Annotated in this window: 14 protein-coding genes; 6 read left to right on the top strand and 8 right to left on the bottom strand. The window is 33.2% G+C overall.

Annotated elements, in window-relative coordinates:
• The first annotated feature begins 86 nt into the window (after window positions 1-86).
• Window positions 87-2063 carry a DUF3858 domain-containing protein gene (locus AC07XU_RS12980; protein WP_494944056.1) on the top strand — a complete coding sequence of 659 codons (1977 nt, stop codon included), beginning with the start codon at window positions 87-89 and terminating at the stop codon, window positions 2061-2063.
• Window positions 2063-3961, top strand: a complete 1899-nt coding sequence (locus AC07XU_RS12975; RefSeq protein WP_494944055.1) for a DUF3858 domain-containing protein — start codon at window positions 2063-2065, stop codon at window positions 3959-3961. Before AC07XU_RS12980 ends, AC07XU_RS12975 begins: the two co-directional genes overlap by 1 nt.
• A 212-nt stretch (window positions 3962-4173) precedes the next feature.
• Here AC07XU_RS12975 and AC07XU_RS12970 read toward each other — a convergent pair whose 3' ends face one another.
• From AC07XU_RS12970 to mutS, 4 genes are all read right to left on the bottom strand, one after another.
• Window positions 4174-4656, bottom strand: a complete 483-nt coding sequence (locus tag AC07XU_RS12970; protein ID WP_494944054.1) for a TlpA disulfide reductase family protein — start codon at window positions 4654-4656, stop codon at window positions 4174-4176.
• 10 nt (window positions 4657-4666) lie between these two features.
• Window positions 4667-5212: a redoxin family protein gene (locus AC07XU_RS12965; protein WP_494944053.1), complete on the bottom strand. Its 546-nt coding sequence runs from the start codon at window positions 5210-5212 to the stop codon at window positions 4667-4669.
• A gap of 4 nt (window positions 5213-5216) precedes the next feature.
• Window positions 5217-5720, bottom strand: coding sequence for a C40 family peptidase (locus AC07XU_RS12960; protein ID WP_494944052.1), 504 nt, complete (start codon window positions 5718-5720; stop codon window positions 5217-5219).
• Window positions 5721-5791: 71 nt separating this feature from the next.
• Entirely contained in the window at window positions 5792-8401 is a 2610-nt protein-coding gene (gene mutS / locus AC07XU_RS12955) for a DNA mismatch repair protein MutS (RefSeq protein ID WP_494944051.1), read from the bottom strand.
• A 349-nt stretch (window positions 8402-8750) separates the two neighbouring features.
• On the opposite strand from mutS, the gene AC07XU_RS12950 reads away from it, so the two are divergent.
• Complete coding sequence (locus tag AC07XU_RS12950) at window positions 8751-9320, top strand: hypothetical protein (RefSeq protein WP_494944050.1); 570 nt, start codon at window positions 8751-8753, stop codon at window positions 9318-9320.
• Between the two features lie 112 nt (window positions 9321-9432).
• Here AC07XU_RS12950 and AC07XU_RS12945 read toward each other — a convergent pair whose 3' ends face one another.
• The 4 genes from AC07XU_RS12945 to AC07XU_RS12930 all read right to left on the bottom strand — a co-directional run bounded on the left by AC07XU_RS12945 (window position 9433) and on the right by AC07XU_RS12930 (window position 12833).
• Window positions 9433-10155: a menaquinone biosynthetic enzyme MqnA/MqnD family protein gene (locus tag AC07XU_RS12945; protein ID WP_494944049.1), complete on the bottom strand. Its 723-nt coding sequence runs from the start codon at window positions 10153-10155 to the stop codon at window positions 9433-9435.
• A gap of 173 nt (window positions 10156-10328) precedes the next feature.
• Entirely contained in the window at window positions 10329-10940 is a 612-nt protein-coding gene (locus AC07XU_RS12940) for a histidine phosphatase family protein (protein WP_494944048.1), read from the bottom strand.
• Window positions 10941-11019: 79 nt separating this feature from the next.
• On the bottom strand, window positions 11020-12213 hold the full coding sequence (mqnE, locus tag AC07XU_RS12935) for an aminofutalosine synthase MqnE (protein ID WP_494944220.1): 1194 nt from the start codon (window positions 12211-12213) through the stop codon (window positions 11020-11022).
• A gap of 128 nt (window positions 12214-12341) precedes the next feature.
• Window positions 12342-12833, bottom strand: a complete 492-nt coding sequence (locus AC07XU_RS12930; RefSeq protein ID WP_494944047.1) for a hypothetical protein — start codon at window positions 12831-12833, stop codon at window positions 12342-12344.
• A 102-nt stretch (window positions 12834-12935) separates the two neighbouring features.
• On the opposite strand from AC07XU_RS12930, the gene AC07XU_RS12925 reads away from it, so the two are divergent.
• The 3 genes from AC07XU_RS12925 (at window position 12936) to AC07XU_RS12915 (ending at window position 14588) form a co-directional block, all read left to right on the top strand.
• A complete protein-coding gene (locus AC07XU_RS12925) occupies window positions 12936-14054 on the top strand; it encodes a trans-sulfuration enzyme family protein (RefSeq protein ID WP_494944046.1) in 1119 nt (372 codons plus the stop codon).
• A gap of 63 nt (window positions 14055-14117) precedes the next feature.
• Window positions 14118-14333, top strand: coding sequence for a DUF2683 family protein (locus tag AC07XU_RS12920; RefSeq protein WP_494944045.1), 216 nt, complete (start codon window positions 14118-14120; stop codon window positions 14331-14333).
• A 63-nt stretch (window positions 14334-14396) separates the two neighbouring features.
• On the top strand, window positions 14397-14588 hold the full coding sequence (locus AC07XU_RS12915) for a Txe/YoeB family addiction module toxin (protein ID WP_494944219.1): 192 nt from the start codon (window positions 14397-14399) through the stop codon (window positions 14586-14588).
• Window positions 14589-14828 lie beyond the last annotated feature (240 nt).

The raw sequence follows: 14828 nt of genomic DNA, 5'->3' as shown, positions 1-14828 counted from the left end.
AGCAACAATCAATCTAAAATTTTACTTCATATTAATTTCATATTGTAACGCCTATCCATTAAATTGCTAAAATATTGTTCTTATTTATGAAATTTTTTTTAGCGCTCTTCTCATTCTTATTTTGCATTTTCTCTACCACACAGGCTCAAGATTTTACTTTTGGTGCTAGTAATTACGATGATTTTAATTTTGATAAAAACAAGATTGATAGCAATGCAAACGCAGTTGTTTTAAAAGAATTTGGTACAGCAAGACTACAGATTGATGATGCAACGGGCAATTTAGTTTTATTGTATGATTACCACGTTAAGATCAAAATTTATAATAAAGAAGGTTTCTCACAGGCAAATATTGTAGTTCCACTTTATAAAGATGGAAATAGACAAGAATATCTTCGTGAATTAAAAGCAAGCACCTTTAATTGGGTAAATGGTAATCCGGTAGAGTCTGTAATGGATAAAAAAGCTTTGTTTGAAGAAAATAGATCGAAATATACAACCTTAACAAAATTTACACTTCCAAACATCAAAGATGGATCTATTATAGAATATAGCTATAATATCCAGTCGCCCTTATTATTTAATTTCAGACAATGGAATTTTCAGAGTGATATACCGAAGGTGACCAGTGAATATGTTGCTTTTATACCCGCCAATTACAATTACAATATTGTTTTGAGAGGTTTTTATAAATTAAGCGATCAAAAATCTGTAATAGATAGAGAGTGTTTAAGGATTAATGGGATAAACATTGATTGTTCTAAAATGACCTACATTATGAACAATGTTCCGGCATTTGTAGAAGAAGATTACATGACAGCGGCAAGTAATTTTAAATCGGCCATGTACTTTGAACTATCTGATGTGCAAATGCTTAATGGAAGCAAACAGAACTACACAAAAGATTGGAAAAGTATAGATTACGATTTGGTATCTGAAAAAATGTTAGGTTCGCAAATGAAGCGTAAAGACTTGTTTAAAGACGTAATGCCTGCAATTTTAGCCAATACTACAGATGATTTAAGCAAAGCAAAAGCAGTTTATAACTATATCAAAAAGCAAATTAAGTGGAACAATTATTACGGAAAGTATAGTGAAGAAAGTATAAAAAATGCAATTGATACAAGATTTGGAAATGTTGCAGATATCAATTTAAGCTTAATTTCTGCACTATCTGCCGCCAATCTAGATGCTGAGGCTGTGATTTTATCTACCAGAGACAATGGAAATGTAAATAAAATATATCCTGTAATATCAGAATTCAATTACCTAATTGCTAAAGTTAATATTGGTACAGAAAGCTATTTATTGGACGCTACAGAACCTTTATTACCATTTGGATTATTACCATTACGCTGTATCAACGGACAAGGAAGAGTTATTAATCTAAAAAAACCTTCTTACTGGATAGATTTAAAAGCGGCTCAAAAAAGCACTACTAGTTATGTTTTAACTGGCAAATTAGATAATGAAGGTAAAATTAAAGGTCTATTAACTTCAACAACTGTTGGATATGCAGCTTTTAACCGACGAAAAGAAATTAAAAAATATAATTCCATTGAAGAATTTGTAGAAAAACTGGATGAATCTCTACCAAAGCTAAGTATAAAAAAACACGAAGTTTTAAGAGTTGATAGCGTAGAATTTCCTTTAATAGAAAGCTATGAAGTAGAATTTGCAGTTTATGATAATAATAGCAAGGATCAATTATACATCAATCCTTTTTTTATCAATCGAATTTCTAAAAATCCATTCAATTTAAATGAACGAACATACCCGGTAGATTTAGGTTCAGTTTCTGATGAACGAATTGTGATTAACCTCACTTTACCAGAAAAATACGAACTGCTAGAAAAACCTAAAGACATGGCTATCGGCTTGCCAAACGGCGGAGGTAGGTATTTATTGCAATCTACTGTGGGTGATAATCAGCTAAATTTGAACCAGATGCTGCAGTTTAATAAGGCGATATACAGCTCAGAAGAATATCTATATTTAAAAGAATTCTACAGTAAAATTATCCAAAATCAAAAAACAGACTTAATTATTAAAGCAACTAAATAGTGAAGGTTCTTCTTATCCTCCTTTTCATTTCAACGTTTCAATTCAGTTTTGCACAAGACAATTATGATGCAGATTTAATTCCATCCGCTTTGCGTAATAGAGCAAATGCAACCATAAGAAATGAAGAAACAGTTGTTGATATGCGATCTAGAGATAACGTGCTCTATTCTGTTAAACAAGCTATAACTGTGCACAATAAAAATGGAGATGAAAACGCAAGATTGGTTCTTTTTTATGATAAAAACACAGCCATAAAAAGTATTAAAGGCGAAGTTTTTAACGAATTTGGAAAGCTAACTCATAAATTTTCACAAAGTGATTTTAAGGATGAAAGTGCAGTACAGGGCTTTTCATTATTTGAAGACAATCGGGTAAAACATTTTTTACCAGCTGTAAATTCTTATCCATATACTGTAGTTTACACTTACGAAATTAGGTTTAAGCAAAATTTGAATATCCCTAATTGGATACCAAAACCATCAGCAGACGTTGCGGTAGAAAAAAGCACCTATACTTTTATTTGTAAACCAACAGATACTGTAAATATTAAAACTCAAAATATAGCCAAAGCCGAAGAAAAATTGGATGATAAGCAGAAAATGATGATTTGGCAAGCTAATAATTTAGTGGGTACAAAAGAAGAACCATACAGTCCGCTGGCAGATACTTACCAAACCTATGTAAAAATTGCGCCTCAACAATTTAGCTATTATAACTACAAAGGAAGCTACTCTAATTGGCAAGAGCTAGGCAAATGGTATTACGATAATTTGTTAAAAGATAGAGATGAACTTCCTATCCAGACTATTAATTTGATTAAGGACTTGGTTAAGGATGAAAAAACCGATAAGGATAAAGCTCGTAAGATTTATCAATACCTACAAGAAAAAACCAGATATATTAGCATACAGGTAGGCATTGGAGGTTACCAACCTTTTAAAGCTTTAGATGTAGATAAAAATGGTTATGGTGATTGTAAAGCGCTGGTTAACTATATGAAAAGCCTCTTGAGTGTAGCTGGTATTGAATCGTATTATTGCGTAGTGCAGGCTGGTTCTCAGAAAAAAAGTTTAGATCAAAATTTTGCAAGCATGAACCAGGGCAATCACATCATTTTATGTATGCCATTAAAAGGAGATACTACTTGGTTAGAATGTACTGATCAAAAAATACCTTTTGGTTTTCTAAGTGATTTTACTGATGATAGGTATGTTTTGGCTTGTACAGCAAATGGAGGCAAACTTTTAAAAACACCAAAATATACAGTCGCAAATAACTTGCAATTACGCAAAGCGACATTAACCATTGCAAAAAATGGAGATGTTAATGGTAATGTGATTACAAAATTTAGTGGCGTACAATATGATAATCACTTAGAATTGGTTGATAAACCTGCTACTGAGCAAAAAAAATCACTAAAAGATTATTATAGTTTAGATAACATTAATTTTTCTACAGCTTCTTATCAGCTTGAAAAAAATATTATACCAACAGTTACTGAAGATTTGAAATTAGACATTAGAGCATATTGCAGTATTACGGACACCAAAATGTTTATTGTTTTAAATGCTTTTAATGTAAAATCTGCAGTGCCAGAAATTAGAAATAGAACAATGCCTATTTATCTGAATAGAGGTTATACCGATATTGATAGCATTGAATATGTTTTACCAGAAAATGTTGTTCCTTTTATTGAGCCGATTAGCAAAGAGATAAAAAGTAATTTTGGAACGTATCATATTAGTGCCACTGTAAAAAACAACAAATTATTGTATTATAGAAAGTTTGAGCTCAATGAAGGCACCTATCCTGCTGCTGATTACGAACAGTTCTTCAAATTTATTAACGATGTTAATATTTCAGATACTTTGAAATTGATTTTTAGCTTAAAAAAATAATTCCGAGGGCTATACCAATAATCATGATGAGATACATTAGAATTTCGGTACTGGCAAAACGTTTGTATTTAGACCAAAATGAATAATCTTCTTTAATTTTAGGCATAAAAAATCCCGAGTGTTTGTTTGGGATAAATTTAATCAATTATTATTTGCTTGTATCTTCTTTTTTCTATTTGATACAGTAACCATTAGCTTTTACGGCTAGATTACTAAAGTTTTAAGCCTAGGCTCACCATCTTATCTACTAAATCTTTATAGCGCTCAAAAGGTTTTTCGTAAAAATGTCTGATTTTATTTTCTTTATTGTAAAATAATGTTGCTGGAATCGCCCCCTCCCATTTTAGATCAACACGTTTTATAAACTTTTGCTGATCTTTCTCATTGATTACATAAACCTCTGTTTTAAGTTGATGCTTGTTAACAAATGGAATTACAGCACTTGACAATTTAGATTTAAAATCTAAACTTAACAGTATTACTTTAAGCGGTTTATCTTTATAATCAGCTTGCAGTTTTTCAAAACTTGGTAATTCTTCTATACAAGGCCCACACCAAGTAGCCCAAAAATTAACAACATAGGTAGTATCCTTTCCTTTTGCCATTCTTTGTTCTAACTCATTTAAAGATAATAACTTAACTTGAGCACTGGCACTTAGACTTAAGAAAGAAAATAGCAATATGTATTTAAACATTTCGATATTTTTAAAGCAATTTATTAACTGTTTGCTCTACAAATTTGTTTTTGGCTACTTTGTTTTCATCCATTTCATCATCAATTCTGCCGATGTATTTGATGAGGTAACCACTCTTATTTTTTTGCAACACAACAGCTGTTGGAGTTTGCTTAATACCTAATAAAGTCGTGTACTTAAAATTATCATCAGCCAAGTACGGAAAAGTAAAACCTTTTTTTATGGCTACTTTCTTCATTTCAGGCATCGCATCTAACGGATATTTAATTGGGTTATCTCCATACGGACCAATAGCAACAACAGGATAACCTTTTGCCTTATATTTTTTATCTAAAGCTATTACCCTATTTTCATACATAATGCAATGGTCGCAAGTGGGTGTCATAAATACTAAAATAAAACCTTTAGTCGCCTTTTGAGCGCTGAGATCATAAACTGTTCCTTTAGTGCTAAGCAACGCTATATTTGGCAATGTTTGACCAACTTTTAAAACCTGCTGAGCAAATACGTTAGCTAACAAGACAACAAAACAAATAGTAAGGATAATTTTTCTCATAATTTTAATTTAAAGTTCCTGTTTTAACAATTGCTTTCTGATAAACAGGCAAATTCAGATCATCAACAATAACACCACGAGTGGTTGAGGCATGTACAAAGAAATTATTATTTAAATAAACACCAACGTGATCTACTGCTCCGCCTCCAAAAGAGAAAAATATCAAGTCTCCTTCCTTTAAGTTATTTTGATTTACCTTTTTTACAGCATCTGCCTGATCCCTCGATCTTCTTGGCAAACCATGTCCATAAATATCCTTTTGTAGCAATAAGGCAAATCCAGAGCAATCTATTCCTCTTTTATCTAAACCTCCTAAACGATATTTAACTCCTGTCCAATCGGTAATAAACCGATATAAATCTTTACTTTTCAAATTTGCCATTGCATCAGCAGCTTTTGCGGCTTTCTCACTGGGTTTAACTGTATATTTTCTAGATCCGCATGAGGATAAGCCTATTGTAAAAATTAAAAATATTGAAAAGAAAATTACAGTCTTTAATTTTATCATTTGATCTATTTAATATTACAACTAAGCACTTTTAACCTTCCAACTTCCCAACTTTTCAACCTTACAACCATCTAGTTCTTAATCAACCTCTGTATTTCGTCTAACTTTAATAAAGCTTCTACCGGAGTTAACGTATTTACATCTAAATTATTGAGCGTATCTCTAATTTTGACTAAAACTGGATCATCAATAGCAAACATTTGTAATTGATACGCCTGATTTTGAACTTTTTTGATGCTATCTTTTATACTTTGTCCTTCAGTTCTATCAATCTCTAAACGCTTTAAAATTTCATTGGCGCGATTGATCAATTTTGAAGGCATGCCTGCCATTTTTGCAACATGAATACCAAAACTATGCTCACTCCCACCCGGAACCAGCTTCCTCAAGAAAATAACTTTGTTACTCATTTCTTTAATGGTAACATTAAAGTTTTTAATACGGCTCATGGTATTTTCTAGCTCATTTAACTCGTGGTAATGAGTTGCAAAAAGAGTTTTTGGCCTTGCGTTTGGATGCTCGTGCAAAAATTCGGCAATTGCCCAAGCAATAGAAATTCCATCATAAGTACTTGTTCCACGGCCAATTTCATCCAATAAAATCAAACTTCTATCCGAAATATTATTTAAAATACTGGCCGTTTCATTCATCTCTACCATAAATGTACTTTCGCCACTCGATAAATTATCTGACGCTCCTACTCTGGTAAAAATCTTATCAACCAAACCAAAACTCACATCTTTTGCAGGTACGAAACATCCCATTTGGGCCATTAAAACAATTAATGCAGTTTGCCTTAAAATAGCCGACTTACCCGACATGTTTGGACCGGTGATGATAATGATTTGCTGGTTATCGTTATCTAAAAAAACATCATTGGTAATATACTCTTGTCCAATCGGCAACTGTTTTTCTATTACCGGATGTCGCCCACCTTTAATATCTAAATCCTTTGTGTTGTTAATTGTTGGTTTTACATAGTGGTTTTTAACAGCCAACTGAGCAAAACAAAGCAACACATCCAACTTGGCAATTAAATAAGCATTTAACTGTATCGGTTTAATGTATTGCGCAACTTGATACATCAATTCGCCATATAAACGTATTTCAATCGCCTGTATTTTTTCTTCCGCACCTAAAATCTGTTCTTCGTATTCTTTTAACTCAGGCGTTATGTATCGCTCTGCATTAACCAATGTTTGTTTGCGTATCCAACTTTCAGGTACTTTGTCTTTATGGGTATGAGTTACTTCTAAATAATAGCCAAAAACATTGTTAAAAGATATTTTTAAAGAAGGAATACCAGTCGTTGCAGCTTCTCTCTTTTGTATTTCAACTAAATATTCTTTTCCGCCAAAGGCGATTTTTCGCAAGCGATCTAACTCCTCATCAATACCATCGGCAATTACATTTCCTTTAATCAGCAAAGCCGGAGGATCTTGATTTAGCTCACGTTCTAACCTTTCTTTTATACTTAAACACGGATTTAACTGAGATGCTAGCACAGAAAGAAACTCATTTCCGGTTTTTTCGGCAAGTTTTTTAACTTCATCAATATGAGAAAGTGATCTTCTCAATTGCACCAATTCTCTCGGACCAGCCTTTTGCAAACCAACCTTCGAAATTAATCTTTCTAAATCGCCAATAGGCTTAATATGACTTAAAAATTCTTGTAATAAATCATCATGTGCTACTAAATACTCAACCATTCCAAGGCGCTCTTGTATAGGTTTTAGTTCTTTAAGCGGCATAATAATCCATTTATGCAACATCCTCGCTCCCATTGGTGTGCTAGTTTGGTCAAGCACATCAAAAAGCGTTACACCATTATCATTTGCTGTGGTTACCAACTCTAAATTTCTAATGGTAAACCGGTCTAACCACATATAACGGTCTTCTTCCAATCTCGAAATAGCAGAAATGTGCTGCAAATTGCGGTGTTCTGTTTCGCCTAAATAATAAAGCACTACACCAGCAGCAACAACACCCGATTGTAATTTATCAACACCAAAACCTTTTAATGAGTTTACTTCAAAATGCTTGGTCAATATTTCATTCGCATAATCATTGGTAAAAGCCCAATCATCAAGCGTGTAGGTATAAAATTTATCGCCAAAAAGATTTAAAAATTCCTGACGTTTGCTTTTCTGAAAAACTACTTCATTAGGCCTAAAACCTTGCAAAAGCTTATCAATATATTCTGCATTACCTTGTGCAACCAAAAATTCTCCTGTAGAAATATCGCAAAATGCTACGCCAACTTGCTGTTTATCAAAAAATACAGCAGCTAAATAATTGTTAGATTTCTGACTTAAAATATTGTCGTTATAAGCAACACCTGGAGTTACCAATTCAGTTACGCCACGTTTTACAATGGTTTTTGTCGTTTTCGGATCTTCCAATTGGTCGCAAATCGCAACTCTTTGTCCGGCTCTAACCAATTTAGACAAGTAATTTTCTAAAGAATGATGCGGAAAACCAGCTAATTCTAAAGCACCGTTTGGCCCGGTTCCTCTTTTGGTTAAAACAATCCCTAAAATATTGGCAGTTTTAATGGCGTCTTCGCCAAAAGTTTCGTAAAAATCGCCTACTCTAAATAACAATAACGCACCAGGATATTTTGCCTTAATGGTATTGTATTGCTGCATTAATGGGGTTACGGTTTCTTTTGCTTTAGCCAAAATCTTAAAAAATTACTAAGTTGTAAAGATAGCATCTTGGGCCTAAGCCATGAAGTTTTTGTTGATAAATTATTAGCGTGTGGATAGGTAAAAGAGATTTTTCTTTTAGAAAAGCAAGTTTCAACACATCTATTTATGCTACCCCTGCTGTACATTATAGCCCTCACAGCTAAAAAGCTGTTCGGGGCTGCCATTTCCATCAGGTTTGGAAGGCAAAAGAATGTAAAACTATTAAAGTATTGGATGCAAAAATAAATAATGAGCCGATTAAAATAATTAATCGGCTCAAAAATCGTCATTTTATGAGCCGAATACTTATACCTATATTTGCAACTCATTAAAAAATACAATGGCAATTTTACATCATAAAGAAGAAAAAATACAAGTAGTGTTAGGTAGGTTGCCTAAAAAATATACGCATGAACAGTTTGTAGAAATGTTTATCAAGCTATATTCTAAAGATTGGGGCAAAATTAAAGCAGCGTTTATTAAACAAAATCAGGATAAAGAACCTGGTACTGTAATTAATATGCCTAAACCAGATCTTTATTTAAAACAAATTTTAGAAACTTACCTTAATGCTAATCCAGCTAAAGCTGAAGCAATAACTGTTGAGGCAACTCCAGCAGTAAAAACCAAGGCTGCACCAAAGAAAAAAGCTGAAGTAATTGAGGAAAAAGAAATAATTGAAAAAACTCTTGTGTTAAAAGCTAAAGCTGCTCCTAAGAAAAAAGCTGAAAAAATTGTTAAAGAAGATAAAGTTGATGAAAAACCAAAAACTGCAGCAAAAAAGAAAGTAGTTGTTGAAAAAGCGGAAGATGTTAAGGAGCCAAAGAAAAAAGCTACCGCAAAAAATAAAGTTGACACTGATGAAGCTGCTCCAGCAGAGGCTAAAAAAGTGAAAGCTGAAAAAAAATAAAAAAAATTAACATCCTACACAACAATTTTAATTTTTGGATGTTTATATATACGAGAGCGTTAATTTAGATGACGGGGATAAGATCGGTATGATTTAATCCCCGTTTCTTTTTTTACAGCCTTTTAATGTAATCAAGAAACAAATCCAATGCCTTTCGCTTCTCTGCAGTTAGTTCAAAGTCTAATTTATTGAACAAATAATCTTTCAGATCGAAATTAGCAATCGGAGCTAAATCTTTTAAAACTTCATTTCTGTGAGCTAAGCCTAAGTTTAAAGCAATGTCAAATTCTTCAATAAACAATGTAGAAATGTCTTTATTTGCCACCCAAGCCGCATAAACAAATGGTAAACCCGTAAATTTCATCCACTCTTCGCCTAAGTCATAAGCAAAACTAAAATCATCTTTTTTACCAAAAGTCCTGTCGCCAATTAAAACTATTCCATCAGTTTCAGTATCATCAGACACAAATTCAACTTCTTGCTTAAAGTGAAATTTCAATAAAACCTTGGCTAAATTATTTGATGTTCTCGACTGTGGATCTAGCCTAATTGTTTTGATTTTATTAACCTCTAAGTCAGAAAAAATAAAAACAGAATTTACTGCCCCGATAGAACCGATACAGTAAGAACCGATAATATTTGCGTTAGGTACAAATGGAATTGCAGCAACAGGAATTAAGCCGATATCTACCTTTGCATCAATTAGTTTAGCTGCGCAATCTGAAGGAATATCTAAACTTAACTCGATTTTATTTTTAATCTCGCTGTGTTCAATTCCGTAAATAAATGGTTTGGTATTGGTATAAGAAACTGCTGATATTTTTATTTTATTCACTTTATTTTTTCTCTATCTATCGCGTCACCCTGAATTTTTTAGTCGCTTCTATTGATTTTTGCCTTCAAGAGATCTCGCTGTATATTTCAAGGTCCGTCTTGCTAAAAAGATGCTGACCTGTAGCAAAGCGGAAAGCTACGAAGTAAAATAAATTCAGCATGACGGTATTTTTATTAATCTTTTAAATGGATCGTATTGTTAAAATCTAAAACAGAAAATTTTCCATTTTCATAACCCATCCTGTACAATGTTGTATTTTGATGAGGGAAATCTCCCATTTCGCTCAGCTCTTTTTCCATTAGCAAGCAAAGTAATAAACGCATTGCTCTGCCGTGCATACAAACTAAAACACATTGTTCGTTGGTGTTCTTAGTAATTACATCCATGGCTTCCTGTAATCTTACCTTAACTTCATTCGGACTTTCACCGCCTTCAAATTTGGCTTCATAATTTCCACCAATCCATTTTTCGGTTACTTCTCTAAATGCAATTCTTGCCTCTTCTGTATTCGGTTGCCCTTCCCATAAACCCCAAGCTAATTCATCTAGGCCACCCAATTGTTGCCATGGTAATCCTAAATCTATAAAATGTTTAACGGTTTGGTGCGTTCTCTTAAGTTCTGAAGTATAAATTTTATCAAAATTGATGTTTTTATAATGATGATAAAATGCTTCAGCTTGAGCTCTACCGGTATCATTTAAGTCGCTATCCACACCTCTGCCTTGTACAATCCCTAACCTATTTAATTCTGTTTCGCCGTGGCGGATAATGTATATTTCTTTCAATTTTTAAGATTTTGAATCATAGATTGAATGAGTTTTGAATGAAAAACAATTCAATCATTCAAAACTCATTCATTCTAAATTAATTTATAACTGGTAATTTATAGTAAGATGGCTTTACTTCATTCTCAAAAACTACATCAGTGTAGTCTGTAACAACATTGTATAAAGTATCTCTTTCAATAGGTTTTCTTCCAACTTGTTTAATTAGAGCAACCAATTCTTGCGTACTCATTGCTGGATTTTGCTCTTCAGCTCCTGCCATCGAATAAATTTTAGTCGTATCGTCTAAAGTACCATCAATATCATCAACCCCAAAACTTAAAGACATTTGTGCAGTTTCTCTACTAATCATTGCCCAATATGCTTTAATATGATCGAAATTATCTAAATAAATTCTACTAATGGCATAATTTCTCAAATCTTCAATAACAGAAACCTCAGGTACGTTACTCATCTGGTTATGCTGATTTCTGAATTTTAAAGGAATAAAAGTTTGGAAACCACCCGTTTTGTCTTGAAGTTGACGCAATCGCTCCATATGATCTACACGGTGTTCGAAGCTTTCGATATGACCGTAAAGCATGGTTGCGTTTGAGCGCATGCCTAGTTTATGCCATTCTTCATGTATGGCCAACCACTGTTCGCCCGTACATTTATCTTTTGCAATTTGTTCTCTAATTTCTGGATGAAAAATTTCTGCGCCACCACCAGGAATAGATTCTAAACCTGCTTCTTTCATCAATTTCATACCTGTAGCGTAATCAATTTTTGCCTTTTTAAAAATATAATGATACTCTACAGGTGTTAATGCTTTTACGTGCAACTCTGGTCGGTGTTGTTTTATAGCTGTAAATAAGGCCGAATAAAAGGCAACATCGTATTGTGGCAATACACCACCTACAATATGAACTTCTGTAACAGGCTCATTATCATATTTTTTAACCACATCAAGCATTTCATCTAAAGTTAATGCCCAACCCTCTTCCTTCTGCTTAATTAAACGAGAATAAGAACAAAATTTGCAATCGTAAACACATAAATTAGTTGGCTCTAAGTGAAAATTACGATTAAAATAAGTTTTATCGCCGTGCTTCTTTTCTCTGATGTAATTGGCTAAAACTCCCAAATAACTTAACTCGGCATTTTTATATAGGTAAACACCTTCATCGAAAGTGATGCGTTTTCCATCTGCTACATTTTGAGCAATCGCTCTTAATTCAGATAAAATTTTTTGATTATTAAGAAGTATAGCTAAATCTTGCACGGTGTAAATTTATTGTTCATACAAAAGTACAACATTGCCCTAATTCTAAATCATTTTGTTGTAAAAATGGATGATTTAGAAACAATAAAAGCCCTTCGAATATTCGAAGGGCTTTACAATACTTGTTACTATTTTGATTATTTAGCTGCTTTTGTAAAATTCATTACAATATAAGCGGTCCTGTTACCATATTCAATTGGCGATTTAATTACCATGTTATTTCCATCAGCCGATGCTAAAGCTAAACGATAACCTGAAGTGACTTCTTTAGCTTTCTCTCCTTCAAATAGTTGTTTGTATTGGAATGTACCATCAGCGGGGCTTACCGACCAAAAAATTGATTGTGTTTTTGCTGCACAGCTAGCACTTGCTGGCAAACTGTAACTTCCATTACCACTGTTAGTTAAATTCCATGTGCTACCTACAAAACATTTGTAAGATGCCTCGCCTAAAAAAGATTTAACTGCAATTTCAGGAATGCCATCAAAAGTGATATCATTTACTACCCAATTACCAGATACATCACCTCTTTTTGCTGCTACAGCACCTGTTGTTGTTTTCGGAGAACAGCTTTGTAACACTATTATTGAACTACAAATTAACGCTGCTATTAAAAATATTCTTTTCATATACTTGTTTTTTGATAAGCTAATTACATAAATCTTGCCAAAACAAAATAATGGAACAGATTTTAATTTTAGCTTTGTGCAAACCCCATCTAAAATATTAAAATGAAAACGGAAACAATTGCTATACATGCCCAAAATATTGTAAAAAGTGCCACAGGCGATGTTACAATGCCCATTAGTTTGTCCACCACTTTTTTAAGAGATGAAACTGGCGGATATCCAGGTGGACATATGTATAGTAGAGTAAGCAATCCAAATCGTGCAGCTTTAGAAGAAGTGATCTCTAAACTAGAATTTGGTGAGGCTAGCTGTGCCTTTTCTTCTGGTAACACAGCCGGCATGACTGTTTTTCAAGCGTTAAAAGCTGGTAGTCATATCATTGCACCTGATGATATGTACTGGGGATTGAAAAAACAATTACTAACTATTTTTAATGATGTTTTAACTTTTGATTTTGTTGATTTAACGGAATTAGATAAAGTTGCCGACTACATTAATCCAAATACGGCAATGATTTGGGCAGAAACACCATCCAATCCATTGCTAAAAATAACTGATATTGAAGGATTGGGAAAAATTGCAAAGGCTAATAATTTGATATTTGTAGTAGATAGTACTTTCGCTTCGCCAATTCTACAAAATCCAATATTATTAGGAGCTGATATGGTAATGCACTCTACCACAAAGTATATTGGTGGCCATAGTGATGTCTTAGGAGGATCTTTAACCACAGCTAAAAAGGATGCGTTTTGGGAAAGAATTTTAAATGTACAACAAACTGGTGGTGCAGTTCCATCTCCATTCGATTGTTTTTTATTACTCCGTAGCATTAAAACATTGGCTTACCGAATTAAAGGACATTGCGAAAATGCAATGAAATTAGCACAATTTTTAGACAATCATCCAAAAGTTGAAGCAGTTTATTACCCTGGCTTAGCATCGCACAAGCAACATGAAATTGCCAAAAAACAAATGAAAGATTTTGGAGGAATGATGTCTATTTTAGTAAAAGGCGATGGTGATAACGCCCGAAAAGTGGTAAACAGTGTGAAGGTATTTGCCCAAGCTACCAGTTTAGGTGGCGTAGAAAGTTTAATAGAGCATCGTGCATCAGTTGAAGGTCCAGATACTAAAACACCACAAAACTTAATTAGAATTTCAGTTGGTTTAGAGCATATTGATGATTTAATTGCTGATTTGGAACAGGCTTTGGATAAATAAAAAATCGATCAAACTTTATTATATTTGTTTAGAGCTAATTAAAAAAATTTAATCAACCTAATCATGACAACAATTACCTTAAAAATAAACGAGAAGAGGACTTACGGAAAAGCCCTCTTAGAACTTATAAAAGTTGGCATTGATGAAAATAAAGGAATTGAGGTGGTAGAAGAAGAAAGTCCTTACGCTCCTGCATTTGTACAAAAAATTAAAGATTCTGCAGCAAACCAACAACGTTACGAGGTAAAAGATGTAAACGAACTATGGGAAAGTTTATAGTTTACCTAACAAAAAATGCACTGAAAACATAAAAAATCGGGCAACAAAGCTGTAGAAAATAAGATAAAAGAAATTTTAGAAGAATTAAAAGTACACCCATATACCGGAACTGGCCAGCCAGAGGCACTAAAATATAATCTAACTGGGTTTTGGTCAAGAAGGATCAATCAAAAAGACAGAATGATTTATATTGTAAGTGAAAATACTGTCATTGTGGAAGTAATTTCTGCAATGGGTCATTACTCAGATAAATAAATTAAAAGTTATACTTTTTTGTCACTTAAATAATATTGATGGCTTGGAGAATAAGCCATATTTTACTTCCGAACTTAACGAGTAATCATTGTGTTAGATATTTAAGATTCTCACCTACGCAAGAATAATCAAAATCCATCGTTGGCGACCCCGTCAACGCGATTTATTAAATTTGTTCCACTTTAAACTAATTCAATATGGTAATACCCAATTTAACGAGGCTTTATAATTCAATCGCTT

The sequence above is a fragment of the Pedobacter sp. GW456-11-11-14-TSB4 genome, from assembly GCF_059424425.1.
This window is presented reverse-complemented; position numbering and strand designations above follow the sequence as displayed.

What these genes read in the sequence shown, in the direction of transcription:
- AC07XU_RS12960 (WP_494944052.1), bottom strand. Translation starts at nt 5,720, where the DNA reads ATGATAAAATTAAAGACTGTAATTTTCTTTTCAATATTTTTAATTTTT.
- AC07XU_RS12925 (WP_494944046.1), top strand. Translation starts at nt 12,936, where the DNA reads ATGAAAACGGAAACAATTGCTATACATGCCCAAAATATTGTAAAAAGT.
- AC07XU_RS12920 (WP_494944045.1), top strand. Translation starts at nt 14,118, where the DNA reads ATGACAACAATTACCTTAAAAATAAACGAGAAGAGGACTTACGGAAAA.
- AC07XU_RS12965 (WP_494944053.1), bottom strand. Translation starts at nt 5,212, where the DNA reads ATGAGAAAAATTATCCTTACTATTTGTTTTGTTGTCTTGTTAGCTAAC.
- AC07XU_RS12980 (WP_494944056.1), top strand. Translation starts at nt 87, where the DNA reads ATGAAATTTTTTTTAGCGCTCTTCTCATTCTTATTTTGCATTTTCTCT.
- AC07XU_RS12970 (WP_494944054.1), bottom strand. Translation starts at nt 4,656, where the DNA reads ATGTTTAAATACATATTGCTATTTTCTTTCTTAAGTCTAAGTGCCAGT.
- AC07XU_RS12950 (WP_494944050.1), top strand. Translation starts at nt 8,751, where the DNA reads ATGGCAATTTTACATCATAAAGAAGAAAAAATACAAGTAGTGTTAGGT.
- AC07XU_RS12930 (WP_494944047.1), bottom strand. Translation starts at nt 12,833, where the DNA reads ATGAAAAGAATATTTTTAATAGCAGCGTTAATTTGTAGTTCAATAATA.